Consider the following 16,800-nt stretch of genomic DNA (forward strand, 5'->3'; position numbering starts at 1 on the left):
GATCGTCCCTCCCCATGAAGGGGAGGGAGACATCGTGGTTCGGCATGCCGACGCGCGATGAGTTGAAGCGCGCGGCCCTCCTGTCGCTGATCACCACCCTGGTCTGTCTGGTCTGGCCCCTGTCGGCCCTGGCCCAGGAGGCGGTTCAGGCCGCCCAGGGGTCCGGCGCGGCCATCAATGTCGATCTCGGCACCGGCGCGGGCCTGACCCAGAGGGTGGTGCAGCTCGTCGGGCTGATGACGGTCCTGTCCCTGGCGCCGTCCATCGTCATCATGACCACCAGCTTCGTGCGGATCGTGGTGGTGCTGTCCCTTCTGCGGACCGCCCTGGGCATGCAGCAGTCGCCGCCGAACGCCGTCCTGATCGCCCTGTCGATGTTCCTGTCGGCCATCGTCATGGCCCCGACCTGGCAGGACGCCTATGATTCGGGCATCCGTCCGCTGATGGATCAGCAGATGGAACTGCCTCAGGCGTTCGATCAGGCGTCCGAACCTGTGAAAACTTTCATGCTGGCCCAGGTGGACTCAGGGGACCTGGCCCTGTTCACCCGACTGTCCAGAATCGAGGTCCCCGCGGACCGTCAGGACCTGCCTCTGCGCGTGGTCACCCCGGCCTTCATGATCAGCGAGTTGAAGACGGCCTTTACGATCGGATTTCTCCTTTTCGTTCCGTTTCTTGTGATCGATCTGGTGGTCGCCTCGGTGCTCATGTCCATGGGTATGATGATGCTGCCGCCGGTGGTGGTTTCCCTGCCGTTCAAGCTGATCTTCTTCGTGCTGGTGGACGGCTGGAGACTGGTCGCCGGAAGCCTGGTTCAGGGCTTCCAGACCCCGCCCGGAACGGGCTGAAACCCCGCCCTGTGGGGCTTTCCGGCGATCCAGCGCTTGCATTGCCCCCCGAAAAGCTGGTTGATCCTCCGGTCTTCGCCCGGAATCGGGCGAGTTTTTGGAAACGACCCATATGACCACTCAAGCTGAACTGATCGCCGCCGTCGCCAAGGACGCGGGCGTCTCGCAGGCCGACGCCGGCCGCGTTCTGGAAGCCATCGTCAAGAACATCCACGCGTCGCTGATCGGCGGCGGTGACGTTCGTATCTCGAACCTGGGCGTCTTCGACACCGCCGCCCGCGCCGAGCGCGAGGGCCGCAACCCGGCCACGGGCGCGACGATCAAGATCGCCGCCTCCAAGGCCGTGCGCTTCCGCGTGTCCAAGCCCCTCAAGGACGCGGTCAACAAGTAAGCGTTTCTCACGCCTCACCGGCGTGATGCGCGGGCGGAAACGGTTCAGCCGTTTCCGCCCGTTTGCGTTTCAGGAGAGGTTCAGCCCGCGCCCGTCTGTTTGCGGAAGTCGGCCTTCATGGTCTGGACCCAGCCGGCGAAGGTGTCCACGCGGGCGGTGAGGCTCGCCAGATCCTGGCCGCCGATCCCCTCGCCGCTTGCCGTGTCGAGCGCCACCCGCATCGCGGCGGCCGAGCGGGCCTTGTCGATGAAGGGCCGGTAGTTGCGCGAGAGACGGCCCAGGGCCGCCGCGTCCTGGCCGAGCGAATAGCCGACGCCCGCGCGGATGACGCGGTTCTCCTCGTCCGCCGACAGGGGGGTGGCGGTGTCCTTGTAGCGTTCACCCATCCGCTGTTCGTAGAGGCGGGCGGCGGCGGGCCAGTTCTGCTGCTTCCAGAAGATTTCGGCGCGCACGTCCTGGGCCTCGGGGCTGACGTCCTTGTCCAGCGTCTCCAGGGCGTGATCGTAGCGGCCCAGCTCCATCAGGGCCCGCGCCTCCAGAGCCCGACGCTCGCTGTTCATGGCGGTGGGCAAGAGGGTGGTGCGCGAGGACCAGAGGGCCTGGAGCGCCTTTTCGGGCTGGCGGTCCATCAGATAGACGGTGGCCAGATCGGTCGAGACCTGGGCCTTGGCCACGCCTTCGAGACGGCTCTCGGCCTGGTGCTTGAGCAGTTCAGCCGCCTGATCCAGCAGATCGACGTCGATCAGGCGCCGCGCCAGTCGCCGCACCATCTCGTCGCCGTCGGCGCCGACCGGGGTCATTTCGCGGAAGTCGAAGAACAGGGCCAGGGCCTGAACCGGCTGCAGGCCGTCGGCGGCGCCCTGCAGGAACAGGGCGCGGAAGGCGTCGGACAGGTCGGTCTGGATCTCGGCGGCGCCCGGCAGATTGCCCATCCGCTTGCCCGCGCGGCGCAGGGCCTCAAGCGCCTCGCGATAGCGGCCCTGGGACAGGTAGAGGTCGCCCAGGGTCCGGATGACGGCCAGTTCGGTCGCGTCGCCGCGCCAGCGCCATTTGAGCTGTTCCAGCTCGGCGGCGGCGGCGTCGGGCTTGAGCTGGCCCTTGGCGAGCTGGAGCTTGACCGCGCCGAGCTTGGCGGGCGTGGCGATGCCGTCAAGCGGCGCGCGGGCGACGGCCTGATAGACGGCCAGGGCGCGGTCGCTCTGGCCCTGAAGCTCGAACAGCTTGGCCTGGACCAGGCGGGCGGTCAGCTGGTCCTCGGCCGGGGCGTTCTGGCTGAAGCTGTAGGCCAGAAGGGCTTCGGCGGCGCTGAGGTCGCCCATCTCGACCGCCGCCAGGGCGTGGGCGGCGCCGAAGCGGGCGCGCCAGACCTGGGGGAACTGGTCGATGGCGGCGGCGCCGGCGGCGAAAGCCTTGCGCGCGGTCTCCCAGTCGCCGCGCTGGCTGGCCAGATAGCCCTGCCAGATCTTCATCGAGGGATCGCCGGCCAGGGCGCCGGCGGAGAAGTCGGCCTCGGCCTCTGCGTTACGGCCGATGGCGGCGCGGGCGGCGCCGCGCAGGCCGCGCAGCTCGGGCTCGCCCTGAAGGCTGGGCGTCTTCATGACCATGGCGTTCAGCACGCCGATGGCCTCGAACTCCAGGCCCGAGGCCACCAGGAAGCGGGCATAGGCCATGCGCGCCTCGATCGGGGTGCGGGGGTCGTCGCTGGCGGTGATGGTTTCTTCGGTCGCGGCCGTCTGGAGGGCGCGATGGCGGGCCGCGAAGCCGTCGTGGCCGACATCGGCCCACTGGGCCAGGATCAGGGCGGGATAGGCGGCCTTGCGCGGCGCGGAATGATCATCCTGGGCCGCTTCGAGCGTGGCGGAGGGGGCCGACAGGGTCAGGCCGCGCGGGCGGCTGATGATGACGCGATCGCCCTCGGTGCGGATCGTCAGGTCGTCGGCCGCCGTCTCGACCGCCATGCCCTGGGCGGTGGGCAGGAGGGTGGCGTCGATGGTGCGGCGTTCGGAGCCGTAACCCTTGCCCGGGGCCAGGGCCGTCACGGCGGCGAAGCGGTCGCCCGCCATGGGATCGGTCAGCCAGATGGCCCGCGTCGCCCCGGCCATCTGGCCGACGAGGGACGCCTGGGCCGTGTCGTCGCGATCGACGATGACTTCGGTGGACGACGGAACGGGCTGGCCGCCTATGGTGACGGTCCATTCAGCGCCGTGGCCCTCGGCCGAGACGGCCAGGCGCTCACGCGCGGTGACGCGCACCACCGTATAGTCCGGTCCCACGGCCCAGCGGGCGTCGCCGGCCGGTCCGAGGGCGGCGCGGCTCTTGGGCAGGGAGAGACGGGCGGCGGAATCGAAAATGATCCAGACGGCCTCGCCGCGACGGAAGACGGCGGCGCCGACCGGCGCGCCCCACTGGAAGCTCAGCACCGCCTTGTCGGCGTCTGCGGCGACCGTGACCGGCACCACCCCGCCCGCCGGCACGGCCGAACGGGCCGGGGCGTCCGGGGTCTTGCCCGGGGCATAGAGGTTCACCCAGACCGCGCCGTCGGCCATCCCGCTGCGGGCGTCGGCATCGGGCTTGAGCGTCACGACCAGTTCGGTGCCGCCGGCGACCGCGCGGGTCTCGACCTTGTCCACGCCGGGCGGAGGGTCGTTTTTCAGGCGGCTCACGTCGGGGGCGGCGGTGGTGCCGATGCGGACGATGACCGCCTGGCCTTCACGGCGGACGCGGGCGCGGGCCCCGACGACGCCGCCGAATTCGATACGGGTGAAGCCGTCGTTGGCCCCGATATTGACGCTGAGAGGCTCGCTGGAGCGGGCCGCCTCCTGGGCCAGGGCCGGAACGGCCTCGACCAGGGGCGCGAGCGCCGCCACCCCCATGGCGCCCAGCGCCACAGTGGTCCTCGCGAGTGATTTTCTCGAGGATGCGCCTGCCATCGACATCCACACTGGACCGCGCGTCGTTTCAACGTCGTTAATGGCCGCGCGCCGACCCTGCCTGCACTGGAGCCGCGATGATCACCGCCCTGACCGCCCTGCCGCTGATGCTGCTGCTGCAGGCCCAGCCCGCGCCCTCGGCCCAAACTGCGGCGCCCGCGCCGGCGGCCCTGTCAGGGGCCTGGAGCGTCGATCTCAGCGTCGATCCGGCCCAGCCCTATCGCAAGCCCATGAACCTGGTTCTGGCGGCGGACGGCACGGTGACCGGCGACTTCTACGACAGCGAGATCCTGGCCGGACGGTGGAAGGCGCAGCACGGCCGGCTGTGCGTCGCCTTCCGCACCACGGACGGGGCCGGTCCCTACCACACCGCCGCCTGTCTGGATGGAAACAAGGTCGAGGGACAGACCTGGGCGGAACACCGCAACTTCGTCTTCATCTGGACGGCGGATCGCCCAGCGGGCTGAGGCCAAGGCTGCGACCTGACACCTCTTGCATTTGGGGCTCATGAGGCGGACACCGACGCCACAGGAGCCCCCATGACCGAGCCGACCGTCTATCCGCCGCTCAGCACCCTTTCCACCGGCATTCGCTGCCGCTGCCCGCGTTGCGGCGAGGGTCCGTTGCTGAAGGGCTATCTGACCATCCGCGAAAGCTGCCCGGCGTGCGGCCTGGACTACGGTTTCGCCGAGCCGGCCGACGGCCCGGCTTTCTTCGTCATGTCGGGCGTGGGGGTGGTCGGGATGATCGCCTTCATGGCCTTCGAGTTCACCGTCCACCCGCCGGTCTGGGTGCATCTGCTGATCACCTTCCCCCTGATCGCCGCCCTGTGCATGGGCGTGCTCCGGCCGTTCAAGGGCTGGCTGGTGGCCGAGCAATACGTCCACAAGGCCGCCCCGCCCGAATGGGCCAGCATCGGCAAGCACGGCGAAGGGTCGAAGTGGCGGTAGAGAGTGATTAGTGGGTAGTGAGCAGTGATTGGTTTTTTCTGAGCCGCCGCTGGCCACCTAATCTCTACCCACTAATCACTACCCACTAATCACCCCCACCGATCATGGAAAAAGGCCGGGGTTTCCCCCGGCCTTTTCAAATCCGATCTGTCCCGAAGGCTCAGGCGGCGGCTTGCTCGGCCAGCTTGGCCTTGACCTGACGCTTGATCTTCTGGGCGGCGGCCGACAGCTGCTCGTCGCCAGCCTTGACGATATAGGCGTCCAGGCCACCCTTGTAGTCGAGGGTGCGCAGGGCGGCGTTGGAGATGCGCAGGGTGTAGGTCTGACCCAGGGCTTCCGAAGCCAGCTTGACCTTCTTCAGCGACGGCAGGAAGCGGCGCTTGGTCTTGATGTTCGAGTGGCTGACGTGGTGGCCGACGATCGGGCCGATACCCGTCAGTTCGCAACGACGCGACATGTGACTATCCTCGAGGCGGTCCACGGCGTAGCGGACGCATGAAATGGAGACGCGCGGGACGTGATCCCGCGCGAGAGGGGGCCGTATAGTCGAGAGTCCCCTCCGGCGTCAAGGCGGGATCGCCCGTGCCGTCACGGTTTGGAGACGCCATGCCGCCCGTTCAGCCGTCGTTCAAATCCCGCCACATACTGAAGCCATAACCGGACTGACCGGACTGTAGAGACACAAGATGACCCGCCTTCCCCGCTTCGCCCTCATCGCCGCGCCCGCCGCCCTCGGCCTGGTCATGCTCGCCGCACCGGCTGGAGCCCGCCAGACGGCCTCGGCTCAGCCCGTCCTGCCCGGCTACTGGGAATACACCACCAGCGTTCTGGGCAACCGGGACACCGAGCAGCGCTGCGTGCGCCCCAGCGAAATCAACCGCTTCTTCGGCGGCCTGTCGACGCGCCGCTGGACCTGCACCTACCCCACGCGTCAGGTCGGGGGCGGCAACGCCCGGTTCGAGGGCGTTTGCCAGGACAAGAAGGGCCGCCGCGTCAATGTGCGGCTGAACGGGACCTATCAGCAGGAAAGCTTCCGCTTCAGCGGCGGGGCCCAGCTGGCGCGCGGCACCCCCTATATTCCGGCCACCATCACGGCGCGGCGGCTGAACGCCGTCTGCCCGGCCAACGCCGAATATTTCTGAGGCTCTGTCCGCTGCCCCGCCCAATTGAGGCGGCCAGGGCCAGAGGTTCAGGGCGTGAACTGGATGGTGCGGGCGAACTGGACATCGTGCGCGGCGGGGGCGACGGCCCGACGCTGCATCAGGGCGACGGCGGTTTCGCCGAATCCGAGACCCGGATGGGTCTCGCCCAGGACGCGGCAGTCCTCGACCCGGCCGCTGGCGCGGGCGGTGCACTCGACCGTGACGGCGACGCTGGACAACAGGGGGCCGGACGCGGCCTCGCGCTGCGCCTCGACCACCGGCTTGGGCGCAAGCCGGACGGGCTTGGCCTTGGGCAGGTCGGCGACGAGAAGGGTGGCGAGCACGACGGCGAACATCTGAAAAATCCCTGATCTGTTTTTCAAATGTCCCGGCAGGGCTTCCGTTCCGGGCGCCCGGCGCCGGCCAGAAAAAAGGCCCGGGAGCGATCCCGGGCCTTCTTTGTGATCAGTCTGAACCTCGAAAGGATCAGGCGGCCTCGGCCTCGGCGTCTTCCTCGACGGCGGCGGGGGCGGCGGCCTTCTTGGCGCTGAGCGACTTGGCCAGCAGCTCCAGGGCGGCGTCCTTGTCGATGCGGTTGGAGGCGGCGACTTCGCGGGCCATCCGGTCCAGAGCCGATTCATAGAGCTGGCGCTCCGAATAGGACTGCTCGGGCTGGGTGTCGGCGCGATAGAGGTCGCGGACCACCTCGGCGATCGAGATCAGGTCGCCGGAGTTGATCTTGGCCTCGTATTCCTGGGCGCGACGCGACCACATGGTGCGCTTGATGCGGGCGCGGCCCTTGAGGGTCGTCAGGGCCTTGGTGACGACGTCGTCAGCCGCGAGCGAACGCAGACCCGCCGTCTTGGCCTTCTTGGTCGGGACGCGCAGGGTCATCTTTTCGTGGTCGAAGGTCACGACATAGACCTCCAGCGACATGCCCGCGACTTCCTGGGTCTCGACGGCGGCCACCTTGCCGACGCCGTGCGCCGGATAGACGACAGCGTCGCCAACCTTGAATTCCAGACCGGTCTTGTTCGTCATGTCATTCCTTTCCCGGACGCAGCGACCGGGGGAAGCGAAGGCGCAGTCAGCGACAACAGGTTTTCATCCGCCGGAACGCTGAGCGCGCCGTCGGAGATTCAATCCTGGACGTCAAATGCGGAAACGGATCACCCAACCTCTGGCCGATCCCGCCTGCTATGGGCGGGATTCTGTCGCAAACACGGGCGGCGCACGGAATGTGCGGACCGCCCGATCCAATGTGGAGAACATAACACAAAAACGCGGAAATTCAAAACGTCCCGCGCGGGAGCCGCCGCAACCGGCGCACGAAGTCGATTGTGGCCGGATTACGGCGACGCTTGGGGCGCGCCTGACGCCTTTGGATTTCAGGAGCCCTTGCCAGGCTTGGGGCTGAAGTATTTCTCGAACTTGCCCGTCTCGCGCTCATAGTCCTCGCGGTCGGCGGGGGGCGTGCCCTTGACGGTGATGTTGGGCCAGACCTTGGCGTATTCGGCGTTGACCTGCAGCCACTTGCCGTCGGGCTCGTCCTCGGTGTCGGGCACGATGGCGTCCACGGGGCATTCCGGCTCGCAGACGCCGCAGTCGATGCATTCGTCGGGCGCGATGACCAGGAAGTTCTCGCCCTCGTAGAAGCAGTCGACGGGGCAGACCTCGACGCAGTCCATGAACTTACATTTCACGCAGGCGTCGGTGACGATGTAGGTCATGGCGGGGCGGAACGCTGGCGGTTGGGAGAGGTCGGGTTGCGCACATGACCCCGGGGCGGCGCGGTGTCAACCGAACGCTTCTGAATGCGTTGGACAGAAGAACTGGCGGCCGGCACGTCGCGCCCCCATTTGCACCTGAGACAATTGCAGTTATCTGTCCCTACCCCTTTCATGGAGTCTTCCCTGATGCTGTCGCGCAAAACCCTCGTCCGTTCGTCCGTCGCGGGCGCCCTGGCCCTGTCGCTGATCGGAGGCGGCGTCGTGGCCCAGGCCGCCCTGACCAAGGTCCCGTCCGAGGTGACCGCCGGCGCCTATGACCTCGATTCCAGCCACGGGAAGATCACCTGGTCGGTCAACCACCTGGGCTTCTCGACCTATTACGGCCAGTTCGTGAACGTGAAGGCCGAGCTGAAGCTGGACACGGCCAACCCGGCCAACAGCAGCCTGACGGCCACCATTCCCCTGACGGACGTCAATCCGGCCGACGACCGGCTGAAGGCCCACCTCCAGACGGCCGACTTCTTCGACACCGCCAACCACCCGACGGCGACCTTCGTGTCCCGCTCGGTGACCGTGGACAGCGACGACGCCAACGAGGCGACCGTGGTCGGCGACCTGACCCTGCGCGGCGTCACCAAGCCCGTCACCATCGAGGTCGAATTCAATCAGGCCGGCCCGTCCATGGGCGGGGTCTACAAGGCCGGGTTCGACGGCGAGGCGACCATCAAGCGGTCGGAGTTCGGCATCAACTACGCCTTGCCCGCCGTGTCGGACGAGGTGAAGCTGCACATCGAGGGCGAGTTCGTTCTCAGGAAGTAATCTCGGAATAGAGGGCGCGGGCCTCCTCCGGGGGTCCGCGCCGTTCGCCCAAGGCCTCGACCCGCACCGAGGTCGCCCGGCCGTGGATGACGAAGGTCAGGGCGTCGCCCGGGTGGACGCTGCGGCTGGGCTTGTCGAGGCGGGCCTCGCGGCCCTGATGGGTCAGGCGCACCGCGCCGCGTTCGACCAGATCGGCGGCCAGACCGCGCGTCTTCACGAACCGCGCCCGCCAGAGCCAGACGTCGATGCGACAGGCCTCAGTCACGTGCCGTCGTCGCGGAAGCCGCCTTCTTGCGACGGGGGCGTTTGCGCCGGGCGGGCGATGGGGGCGGCGCTGCGGTGAGTTCCGCCAGACGGGCGAAGGGCGAATCCTTGATCGGCCGCGCCGCCTGTCCCTCGCGATCGGGCATCTGGGCGCGCACGGACTTCAGGGCGCCGAAGACGGCCCTGGCCTGATCCGCCGTCCAGCCGAGTTCCGCCAAGGCCGCATCGGACAGCTGTCCCTTGCCCGCCCGGCGTTTCTCGGCTGCGACCTCCAGAGCCTCCACCGGAACCGTCCAGCGACCGGCGGCGCGCAGGCCGAAGGCCGACAGGGCGCGCGCGGAGGGTGCCGGGATCGGCTGGATCGCCAACCCCTCCCCCGTCGCCCGGAAGGGCTCCCGGGAGACGAAGGCCTGGGCCATAGTCCGCGCGCGCGGCTTCAGGCCGCCGGGCAGCCAGACGGAATGGACGCCGACCCGGATGGCGAACGCCTTCAGCGTGCGCCGCTCGACCTGGCTGAGGGCGGCGAGGTCGCGCTCGACTTCGCGCCGGTCGATGACCCCGCCGGCCTCCAGCAACCGGAAGGCGATGCCGCGCGGCAGTCCCTTGAGCCCGCCGTTCTCGATGGCCTGTTTCAGCCGTTTCAGGTCGCGCAGGGCCCGGCCCGCCTCGGCGGCCAGCCAGGCCTCCAGCCGCCGCTGGGCGCGGTCGCGCGCCGGTTGCGGCCCGAGGTCGCCGATCAGGCGCACGCGCGGGCTGAAGGGCTGGTCGTTGATGATCCGCCCGGCGATGGCGCCGCGCCAAAGCACCTCGCCCTCGGGCGTCACGGCGAAGGCCGCGTCCTCGTCGGCCGCCAAACGGCCGAGCCTCCGGGCGATCTCCGGCCCCACGGCGCGCAGGGCGGCGGTCTTCAGGGTTCGGTCCGCGAGAGCCGATCCCCCCGCCTCGACGGTGAACCGAACCCCGTCCAGCCGGCCGACCATCTCGCCGTCCACGCTGACGGCGCCGTCCGGGGCGACCTCGGCCTCGGTCCGCTCGTGGTCGTTCAGGGACCGCATCAGGGCCGTGGTCTTGCGATCGACGAAACGGGCGGTCAGCCGTTCGTGCAGGACGTCGCTGAGCCGGTCTTCCAGAGCGCGGGTCTGTTCGCGCCAGGCCTTGGCGCCCTCCACCCAGTCGGGCCGGTTGGCGATGTAGGACAGGGTCCGCACGCCCGACAGCCGCGCCGAGAGCTGGTCGATCTGGCCGTCGTCGCGATCCAGTTCGGCGAAACGGGGCGCCATCCAGTCGTCGGTCAGCCGACCCTTCTTGCCGGTCAGGGCGTGGAAGATGTCGCGCGACAGACGGACATGCTCGTCCAGGGTGGTCTTCTGGAAGTCCGGCAGCTGGCAGCAGTCCCACAGCCGCATGATGGTCCCGCGCGATCGGCCGACGCGCTTGATCTCTTCATCCTGCATGGCCCGGCGCAAAAGGGTCTCGTCCAGGGCCTGGGTCGTCAGCCGCAGGCCATGCACATTCGGCGTCTGGGTCAGGGACCGCAGCAGGTCCGGCAGGGTGTCGAAGTCCAGCCGGGCGTTGCGCCATTCCGCCCCCTCGACCGGATCGAACCGGTGCTCGACCACCTGTTCGACCAGGTCGGGATCGAGGTCGTCGGCCTCGCCCGTGACCCCGAACGTGCCGTCGCGGATGTGGCGTCCGGCGCGACCGGCGATCTGGCCGATCTCGTGAGCGTGGAGCCAGCGGGTGCGACGGCCGTCGAACTTGCGGACGCCTGCGAAGGCGACGTGGTCGACCTCCATGTTCAGCCCCATGCCGATGGCGTCGGTGGCGACCAGAAAATCGACCTCGCCCGACTGGAACAGGGCGACTTGGGCGTTGCGGGTGCGCGGACTGAGCGAGCCCATGACCACCGCCGCCCCACCCCTCTGGCGGCGGATCAGTTCGGCGATGGCATAGACCTGCTCGGTCGAGAAGGCGACGATGGCCGAACGGCGCGGCAGGCGGGTCAGCTTCTTGGACCCCGCATAAGACAGGTGCGACAGCCGCTCGCGGGTGACGATCTCCAGATCGGGGATCAGCCCCCGCAACAGGGGCGCCATCGTGGCGGCGCCCAGGAACATGGTCTCGAACCGGCCGCGCGCATGCAGCATCCGGCTGGTGAAAACGTGGCCGCGCTCGGGGTCGGCGACCAACTGGATTTCGTCCACCGCCAGAAACTCGACCTCCCGCTCCAGCGGCATGGCCTCGACCGTGCACACCCCGTAGTGGGGCCGCTCGGGGATGATCTTCTCCTCGCCCGTGATCAAGGCGACGGCGCCGCGACCGCGCTGTCTGACGATCCGCTCATAGATCTCCCGCGCCAGCAGACGCAGCGGCAGGCCGATCATGCCCGAGGCGTGGCCCAGCATCCGCTCGACCGCCAGGTGGGTCTTGCCGGTGTTGGTGGGCCCTAAAACCGCGACGACGCGGGATGGAGCCTGACCTGTCGGGCGGTCGCTCATGATGGATGAAAGGTGGGGCCGGATTCGCCGGGCGGCAAGCGGAACGGGAGCCGACTCGCCGTCAGCGCATGACGGCGATCAGCTCAGGACGGGCGCGCACCGGTATTGCTCCCCCGCCTCGCAAGCCGCCACATCCGCCAGCCAGCGATCGATGAAGGCGTCGTCCGCCTCGGGCGACGACGACCGGGCGACCGAGGCGGAGGCGCGACCGTCGTGAGCGCCGGAGGCGTCCGCCGGCCCATTGGCCAGACCGGTCCAGAACAGGATGACCATGATCCCCATACCCAGTCGCGCCATCTGTCCCTCCCTCGCCGCTTTTCGGCCTCAAAGGGGATAAGGCGGAACGGGCCGACAGGTTCCCGACTTCAGGGGTTAACCGTGATCATCAAACCGGGAGAACAGGCGCGAAACGAATCAGGACCGAATCATCGACTCGCGCCGATTCGGGATTTGTTCCCCACAAGATATTGTATCTTAACGCCGATTAACCACAAACCCGTTCCGCCATCGGGTCCCCCGTACACGCGGTCCCATGGGTGAAATCGCCTGTTGTCGGCTTCACGGCTTTACGCAAGCGCCCCTATCCCGCTACAGCCTGCCGCAACGGTCCCGTAGCTCAGCCGGATAGAGCAAGGCTTTCCTAAAGCAGAGGTCGGGGGTTCGAGTCCCTCCGGGATCGCCATTAATTCAATGGCTTACGGAAACAAAATTTTGCGTTCGGCGAGCTGGGGGCACACCGGGGGCACAGAAAGCGCGTGCTCGCGCCCATTTTGCCCCCAAAATCGCAGGAAAATCGTCTGCGCTGAGGCTCGCTTCGCAAATTTTTGCAGAACTTGGGTTTGCAGGGCGTCGCACCTCGTTCCACCCGATTTCATCAGCCCTCTGCGAGCCCTTGCGTCGGTCGAGCCTACGCTCTCTTGTCGACGGCCGCACGCCGGAGGTCTCGCCCGCCTACGACCTCCTGTCGACGACCGTCTATATCCCGGACAACGGGATGGCGCTGAAGTTCGCGCGAACCAATCGGATGGACGAGTTCAGCCTTGATGAAATGGTTTATCTGGCGGCCCGGGCCGGCCTGCCGGAAGCCCTGGCGCGGGATGAGGCCATCCAGGCCGTCGCTCGCTTCCATGAGGTCTGGAGCGCTGAACGCCGACATCTGCCGATCGCGGACGACCTCGCCGCCGAGATCGATCGGCTCCTTCACGTGGTGCCCATAGCGCGAGCGCGATAGGCCAAGCAGGTAGAGGACCCAAGCTCTTGCACCGGCCGTACAGCGGTGGCGTTGGGCAGACAGCCTTCGCCCTGCTCTGGCGGGCGACTTCGGCATGTTGGGGCCGACGAGTGCAGGCGTATGGCGCGGAAAAAGGCGGGATGGACGACCGCACCGATCTCGGGCGGTCGTCCGGCGCTTGTCCTGCCCTGAGCGAGAGGCTCGGGGAGACAGTCAGGTCAGAAGAAGCCCAGCCTGTCCGGGCTGTAGCTGACCAGCAGGTTCTTGGTCTGCTGGTAGTGGTCCAGCATCATGCGATGGTTCTCGCGGCCGATGCCGGACTTCTTGTATCCGCCGAAGGCCGCGTGGGCCGGGTAGTGGTGATAGCAGTTGGTCCAGACGCGGCCGGCCTCGATGCCGCGACCGGCGCGGTAGGCGGTGTTCATGTCGCGCGACCAGACTCCGGCGCCGAGGCCGTATTCGGTGTCGTTGGCGATGGCGATGGCCTCCTCCAGCGTCTTGAAGGTCGTGACCGACAGCACCGGGCCGAAGATCTCTTCCTGGAAGACCCGCATGTCGTTCGTGCCCTTGAAGATCGTCGGCTTGACGTAATAGCCGCCGGCCAGATCGCCGGAGAGCTCAGGCTGGTCGCCGCCGGTCAGGACCTCGGCGCCTTCGGCGCGGCCGATGTCGAGATAGCCGAGGATCTTTTTCAACTGGGCCGCGGAGGCCTGGGCCCCGACCATCGTGGCGGGATCGAGGGGATCCCCGGCCACGATGGCTTCAACCCGCGCGATCGCCTTCTCCATGAAGGCCTCATAGATGTCCTCGTGGATCAGGGCGCGCGAGGGACAGGTGCAGACCTCGCCCTGGTTGAGAGCGAACATGGCGAAGCCTTCGAGCGCCTTGTCGAGGAAGGCGTCGTCGTGATCCATGACGTCCTTGAAGAAGATGTTCGGCGACTTGCCGCCGAGCTCCAGCGTCACCGGGATGATGTTCTGGGTCGCGTACTCCATGATCTTCTGGCCCACGGCGGTGGAGCCGGTGAAGGCGATCTTGGCGATGCGCGGGTTGGTGGCGAGGGGCTCGCCGACGGCCTTGCCCGTCCCGGAGACGACGTTGAGGACGCCGGCGGGGATCAGGTCCTGGATCAGTTCGATGACCAGCAGGATGGAGGCCGGCGTCTGTTCGGCGGGCTTGAGGACCACGCAGTTCCCAGCGGCCAGTGCGGGGGCCAGCTTCCAGGCGGCCATCAGGATGGGGAAGTTCCAAGGGATGATCTGGCCCACCACGCCGAGAGGCTCGTGGAAGTGATAGGCGACCGTGTCGTTGTCGAGTTGGGAGATGCCGCCTTCCTGGGCCCGGATGCAGCCGGCGAAATAGCGGAAGTGGTCGATGGCCAGGGGGATGTCGGCGGCCAGGGTCTCGCGGACCGGCTTGCCGTTCTCCCAGGTCTCGGCCTCGGCGATGGCCTGGAGATTCGCCTCCATGCGGTCGGCGATGCGGTTCAACAGGATGGCCCGCTCGGTGACGGACGTCTTGCCCCAGGCGTCTTTGGCGGCGTGAGCGGCGTCCAGCGCCAGCTCCACGTCGGCGGCGTCGGACTGGGCGACCTCGCACAGGACCCGGCCGTTGACCGGCGAGGTGTTCTCGAAATAGCGGCCGGCGACGGGGGCGACCCATCGCCCGCCGATGAAGTTGTCATAGCGGGGCTTGAACTTCGGCGTCACGGCGCGGACGAATTCGGGCTTGGTCATGATCGGTCTCCGTTGTTTCCAGGCGCGCCGGTTGGGGGCGTCGTCGTTGGAGACACAAGGCGACGGACAGGTCGCTGCGGCTAGGGGCGCGCGCCATGGTGCGACGCACACCTGTCGCAGGCATGAGACAGGTTCGTCGGGTTCAGTGCGACGCGGTCAGGCCCAGGCGGTTGAGCTTGCGGTGTAGGGTGGCGCGACTGACGCCCAGACCGCGGGCTGCGGCGGACACATTGCCGCCCGAGCGGGCCAGGGCCCGGCGGATCACGCCGCGTTCGGCCTCGACCATCTCGGCCTCGGCGGTGTCCCGGCAGGGCGCCAGAACGTCGATGGCCGGGAGTTGGGCGGCGATGCGGGCGTCATCGATCTGCAGGGCGAGACGCGCCGCGCGCGTGGCCCCGACGACGAGGTCATGACGGTCCACGGCCAGCAGCGCCGAGGCGCCGCGTTCAGGCTCTCCCACCAGGACGATGCGCGCCTCCGGGAAGGCCTGCCGAAAGGCCTTGGATTCGATCGCGCGGGCGGCGTCGGCGACCGCGGCGGCGATCAGGGCGACGAAGCCGTCGGTGAGGTCCGCGCGGGCTGAAGAGACGTCCAGCGCCCCGGCCAGCCGCCCCCTGTGATCGTGGATCGGCGCGGTCGAACAGGACAGGCCGATGTTACGCGTGTGGAAATGCTGATCCCGATGAATGGTCAGGGCCCGCCCCTCGGCCAGGCAGGTGCCGATGCCGTTGGTGCCCTCGACCGCCTCGGACCAGACCGCGCCCTCCCAGAGGCCCCAGCGATGAAAGGTCTCGTCATCCGCCTCGGCGCCGCGACGGTCGACCGGGACGCCTTGGGCATTGGTCAGGAGCACGCAGCACCCGGTGTCCCCGACGGCGAAAAACAGACGGTCCAGAGCCCCTTGGGCGGCGCGGGTCAGCGGCTCCATGGCCTGCTGGGCTTCACGCAGCTGGGTTTCCGTCAGGGTCTCCGCCGGGCCCCGCTCGGCGGGATCCAGGCCATGCAGGGCCATCGACCGTCGCCAGGAGGCCTGCAAGGCCGAGCGGGCGGCGGCGCCGTCCTCCAGCGCGCGTCTCACCCTGTCGGGATGATCCGTCTGCGGTCCTTCACCCATGTCTGGTCCCTCAGGCGCGTTGGCTCCCATAGGACGCGCCTTCGGGCGCGGGCGCAACCCGATGGCCGACCGGCGACGCCGGGCCGCAGGGAGGGACGATCCGGCGCGGCCTGGGGCGGGCTGCCGGCTTGGTCATCGCCTGCGCCTCACACACGCCAGAAGTGCCGTACGTCGAGCGCGGCTAGGCGGACGCGTTGGCTTGTCAGCGCCAGGCTCGCCCCTCGCACCCCGGGAGCCCCAAGGTCCGCACGCCGCTCGAAACAAGTGCAGTCTCCTGAGAAGGCCTCTGCGGCCAAGCCCCAATCAGACCGACGACGTGGATGCGCACGGTCGTGCGGCCCAAGGAGGCCACGACCCTCGCCCGCCGCCTACTCCCGCAGTTGCGCCGCGCACCAGGCCAGGGCCTTGGTCATTCGCCATTCGACGGTCTTCTCGGAGACACCGAGATGCTGGGCGATCTGGGCGTTGGTCAGTCCTCCGAAGCGGTTGAGGACGAAGACGTCGCGCAACTTCAGCGGCATGGCGAGGATGATCTCCTTGAGGACGATCGTTTCGACCTGTGCGGCCGAAGCGGCACGGGCCTGGATGGCGAACAGCGAGACCTCATAGTCGGCGCGCGCCCGGTCGCGCTTGTAGCCGTCGATGAAGAGGTTGCGCGCCACCTGCAGCAGGAAGGCCTTGGGCGACTGGATCTCGGCCGGCTGGGCCTGACGCACCACGCGCAGATAGGTCTCCTGCAACAGATCGTCGGCGACCTCCCTGCCGAACTTGCGGCGCAGGGATCGGAGCAGCCAGGGGCTGTGGGCGCGGAACAGCGCCTCGGCGTCGCTCCCGTCCGGGAGCGCCAGCGACCGCTTCGACCTGTCGGCGCCAGACGCCACCTGATCCGCCTTCCTCTGCGGGGCCGACCCGGCGGGATCGCCTGGTCTGGACGTCGGATCGAGGCGCATGGGCGGACAGCCGGGCGCGACGGGACGGACGCGCGACGCGTCTCGTCTGGCCGGATTGTCCGCTTCGTCTCAACCGAGGTTCTCACGCCCCGACGTCGCTGAGCGACGTTTCGCCAGCATGAATCAGCCGCGCCGACCTGGCAAGGGCGACGCCCCCAGAAGGGCAGTTTGGCCGCTCGTCCGGCTCGGGACGGAGT

General features: G+C 68.4%; 18 protein-coding genes and 1 tRNA gene. 8 read left to right on the plus strand and 11 right to left on the minus strand.

What is annotated here, in order from left to right; translation table 11 throughout:
• Positions 1-44 precede the first annotated feature (44 nt).
• Both fliP and ACT6QK_RS00805 read left to right on the plus strand, forming a co-directional pair.
• On the plus strand, positions 45-848 hold the full coding sequence (fliP, locus tag ACT6QK_RS00800; RefSeq protein WP_444595921.1) for a flagellar type III secretion system pore protein FliP: 804 nt from the start codon (positions 45-47) through the stop codon (positions 846-848).
• A 112-nt stretch (positions 849-960) separates the two neighbouring features.
• Positions 961-1,239 carry an HU family DNA-binding protein gene (locus tag ACT6QK_RS00805; RefSeq protein WP_444595922.1) on the plus strand — a complete coding sequence of 93 codons (279 nt, stop codon included), beginning with the start codon at positions 961-963 and terminating at the stop codon, positions 1,237-1,239.
• 80 nt (positions 1,240-1,319) lie between these two features.
• Here ACT6QK_RS00805 and ACT6QK_RS00810 read toward each other — a convergent pair whose 3' ends face one another.
• A complete protein-coding gene (locus tag ACT6QK_RS00810; protein WP_444595923.1) occupies positions 1,320-4,127 on the minus strand; it encodes a tetratricopeptide repeat protein in 2,808 nt (935 codons plus the stop codon).
• A gap of 119 nt (positions 4,128-4,246) precedes the next feature.
• Between ACT6QK_RS00810 and ACT6QK_RS00815 the strand changes: the two genes are divergently transcribed.
• On the plus strand, positions 4,247-4,636 hold the full coding sequence (locus ACT6QK_RS00815; RefSeq protein ID WP_444595924.1) for a hypothetical protein: 390 nt from the start codon (positions 4,247-4,249) through the stop codon (positions 4,634-4,636).
• 72 nt (positions 4,637-4,708) lie between these two features.
• Positions 4,709-5,119 carry a DUF983 domain-containing protein gene (locus ACT6QK_RS00820; protein ID WP_444595925.1) on the plus strand — a complete coding sequence of 137 codons (411 nt, stop codon included), beginning with the start codon at positions 4,709-4,711 and terminating at the stop codon, positions 5,117-5,119.
• A 160-nt stretch (positions 5,120-5,279) separates the two neighbouring features.
• Here ACT6QK_RS00820 and rpmB read toward each other — a convergent pair whose 3' ends face one another.
• Entirely contained in the window at positions 5,280-5,576 is a 297-nt protein-coding gene (rpmB, locus tag ACT6QK_RS00825; RefSeq protein ID WP_444595926.1) for a 50S ribosomal protein L28, read from the minus strand.
• A gap of 229 nt (positions 5,577-5,805) precedes the next feature.
• Between rpmB and ACT6QK_RS00830 the strand changes: the two genes are divergently transcribed.
• A complete protein-coding gene (locus ACT6QK_RS00830; protein WP_444595927.1) occupies positions 5,806-6,261 on the plus strand; it encodes a DUF3617 domain-containing protein in 456 nt (151 codons plus the stop codon).
• 47 nt (positions 6,262-6,308) lie between these two features.
• On the opposite strand, the gene ACT6QK_RS00835 is transcribed toward ACT6QK_RS00830, so the two are convergent.
• The 3 genes from ACT6QK_RS00835 to fdxA all read right to left on the minus strand — a co-directional run bounded on the left by ACT6QK_RS00835 (position 6,309) and on the right by fdxA (position 7,991).
• A complete protein-coding gene (locus ACT6QK_RS00835; RefSeq protein ID WP_444595928.1) occupies positions 6,309-6,617 on the minus strand; it encodes a TonB family protein in 309 nt (102 codons plus the stop codon).
• 130 nt (positions 6,618-6,747) lie between these two features.
• Positions 6,748-7,302: a CarD family transcriptional regulator gene (locus ACT6QK_RS00840; protein WP_444595929.1), complete on the minus strand. Its 555-nt coding sequence runs from the start codon at positions 7,300-7,302 to the stop codon at positions 6,748-6,750.
• Positions 7,303-7,649: 347 nt separating this feature from the next.
• Complete coding sequence (gene fdxA, locus ACT6QK_RS00845) at positions 7,650-7,991, minus strand: ferredoxin FdxA (RefSeq protein ID WP_444595930.1); 342 nt, start codon at positions 7,989-7,991, stop codon at positions 7,650-7,652.
• A gap of 186 nt (positions 7,992-8,177) precedes the next feature.
• Between fdxA and ACT6QK_RS00850 the strand changes: the two genes are divergently transcribed.
• On the plus strand, positions 8,178-8,810 hold the full coding sequence (locus tag ACT6QK_RS00850; protein ID WP_444595931.1) for a YceI family protein: 633 nt from the start codon (positions 8,178-8,180) through the stop codon (positions 8,808-8,810).
• On the opposite strand, the gene ACT6QK_RS00855 is transcribed toward ACT6QK_RS00850, so the two are convergent.
• The 3 genes from ACT6QK_RS00855 to ACT6QK_RS00865 all read right to left on the minus strand — a co-directional run bounded on the left by ACT6QK_RS00855 (position 8,800) and on the right by ACT6QK_RS00865 (position 11,869).
• On the minus strand, positions 8,800-9,075 hold the full coding sequence (locus ACT6QK_RS00855; protein WP_444595932.1) for an RNA-binding S4 domain-containing protein: 276 nt from the start codon (positions 9,073-9,075) through the stop codon (positions 8,800-8,802). The genes ACT6QK_RS00850 and ACT6QK_RS00855 overlap by 11 nt on opposite strands.
• Positions 9,068-11,572 carry a helicase-related protein gene (locus ACT6QK_RS00860; protein WP_444595933.1) on the minus strand — a complete coding sequence of 835 codons (2,505 nt, stop codon included), beginning with the start codon at positions 11,570-11,572 and terminating at the stop codon, positions 9,068-9,070. Before ACT6QK_RS00860 ends, ACT6QK_RS00855 begins: the two co-directional genes overlap by 8 nt.
• Before the next feature lie 78 nt (positions 11,573-11,650).
• Positions 11,651-11,869: a hypothetical protein gene (locus tag ACT6QK_RS00865; RefSeq protein WP_444595934.1), complete on the minus strand. Its 219-nt coding sequence runs from the start codon at positions 11,867-11,869 to the stop codon at positions 11,651-11,653.
• 308 nt (positions 11,870-12,177) lie between these two features.
• Between ACT6QK_RS00865 and ACT6QK_RS00870 the strand changes: the two genes are divergently transcribed.
• Together ACT6QK_RS00870 and ACT6QK_RS00875 are read left to right on the plus strand one after the other, a co-directional pair.
• Positions 12,178-12,254, plus strand: a tRNA-Arg gene (locus ACT6QK_RS00870).
• Between the two features lie 312 nt (positions 12,255-12,566).
• The gene (locus tag ACT6QK_RS00875; protein ID WP_444595935.1) at positions 12,567-12,803 is read left to right on the plus strand and encodes a hypothetical protein; all 237 of its coding nucleotides are present in this window, start codon (positions 12,567-12,569) and stop codon (positions 12,801-12,803) included.
• Positions 12,804-13,021: 218 nt separating this feature from the next.
• Here ACT6QK_RS00875 and exaC read toward each other — a convergent pair whose 3' ends face one another.
• The 3 genes from exaC to ACT6QK_RS00890 form a co-directional block, all read right to left on the minus strand.
• The gene (gene exaC / locus ACT6QK_RS00880; RefSeq protein ID WP_444595936.1) at positions 13,022-14,539 is read right to left on the minus strand and encodes an acetaldehyde dehydrogenase ExaC; all 1,518 of its coding nucleotides are present in this window, start codon (positions 14,537-14,539) and stop codon (positions 13,022-13,024) included.
• 142 nt (positions 14,540-14,681) lie between these two features.
• The gene (locus ACT6QK_RS00885) at positions 14,682-15,653 is read right to left on the minus strand and encodes a GAF domain-containing protein (RefSeq protein ID WP_444595937.1); all 972 of its coding nucleotides are present in this window, start codon (positions 15,651-15,653) and stop codon (positions 14,682-14,684) included.
• Between the two features lie 368 nt (positions 15,654-16,021).
• Positions 16,022-16,603: an RNA polymerase sigma factor gene (locus ACT6QK_RS00890; RefSeq protein ID WP_444595938.1), complete on the minus strand. Its 582-nt coding sequence runs from the start codon at positions 16,601-16,603 to the stop codon at positions 16,022-16,024.
• Between the last annotated feature and the right edge of the window lie 197 nt (positions 16,604-16,800).

The organism is Brevundimonas sp. (assembly GCF_052436175.1).
In the GTDB taxonomy this organism is placed as follows: domain Bacteria; phylum Pseudomonadota; class Alphaproteobacteria; order Caulobacterales; family Caulobacteraceae; genus Brevundimonas.

Bases quoted from the DNA above. Each gene is read 5' to 3' on its own strand.
- fliP (WP_444595921.1), top strand. From the start codon at position 45: ATGCCGACGCGCGATGAGTTGAAGCGCGCGGCCCTCCTGTCGCTGATC.
- ACT6QK_RS00805 (WP_444595922.1), top strand. From the start codon at position 961: ATGACCACTCAAGCTGAACTGATCGCCGCCGTCGCCAAGGACGCGGGC.
- ACT6QK_RS00815 (WP_444595924.1), top strand. From the start codon at position 4,247: ATGATCACCGCCCTGACCGCCCTGCCGCTGATGCTGCTGCTGCAGGCC.
- ACT6QK_RS00820 (WP_444595925.1), top strand. From the start codon at position 4,709: ATGACCGAGCCGACCGTCTATCCGCCGCTCAGCACCCTTTCCACCGGC.
- rpmB (WP_444595926.1), bottom strand. From the start codon at position 5,576: ATGTCGCGTCGTTGCGAACTGACGGGTATCGGCCCGATCGTCGGCCAC.
- ACT6QK_RS00830 (WP_444595927.1), top strand. From the start codon at position 5,806: ATGACCCGCCTTCCCCGCTTCGCCCTCATCGCCGCGCCCGCCGCCCTC.
- ACT6QK_RS00835 (WP_444595928.1), bottom strand. From the start codon at position 6,617: ATGTTCGCCGTCGTGCTCGCCACCCTTCTCGTCGCCGACCTGCCCAAG.
- ACT6QK_RS00840 (WP_444595929.1), bottom strand. From the start codon at position 7,302: ATGACGAACAAGACCGGTCTGGAATTCAAGGTTGGCGACGCTGTCGTC.
- fdxA (WP_444595930.1), bottom strand. From the start codon at position 7,991: ATGACCTACATCGTCACCGACGCCTGCGTGAAATGTAAGTTCATGGAC.
- ACT6QK_RS00850 (WP_444595931.1), top strand. From the start codon at position 8,178: ATGCTGTCGCGCAAAACCCTCGTCCGTTCGTCCGTCGCGGGCGCCCTG.
- ACT6QK_RS00860 (WP_444595933.1), bottom strand. From the start codon at position 11,572: ATGAGCGACCGCCCGACAGGTCAGGCTCCATCCCGCGTCGTCGCGGTT.
- ACT6QK_RS00865 (WP_444595934.1), bottom strand. From the start codon at position 11,869: ATGGCGCGACTGGGTATGGGGATCATGGTCATCCTGTTCTGGACCGGT.
- ACT6QK_RS00875 (WP_444595935.1), top strand. From the start codon at position 12,567: ATGGCGCTGAAGTTCGCGCGAACCAATCGGATGGACGAGTTCAGCCTT.
- exaC (WP_444595936.1), bottom strand. From the start codon at position 14,539: ATGACCAAGCCCGAATTCGTCCGCGCCGTGACGCCGAAGTTCAAGCCC.
- ACT6QK_RS00885 (WP_444595937.1), bottom strand. From the start codon at position 15,653: ATGGGTGAAGGACCGCAGACGGATCATCCCGACAGGGTGAGACGCGCG.
- ACT6QK_RS00890 (WP_444595938.1), bottom strand. From the start codon at position 16,603: ATGCGCCTCGATCCGACGTCCAGACCAGGCGATCCCGCCGGGTCGGCC.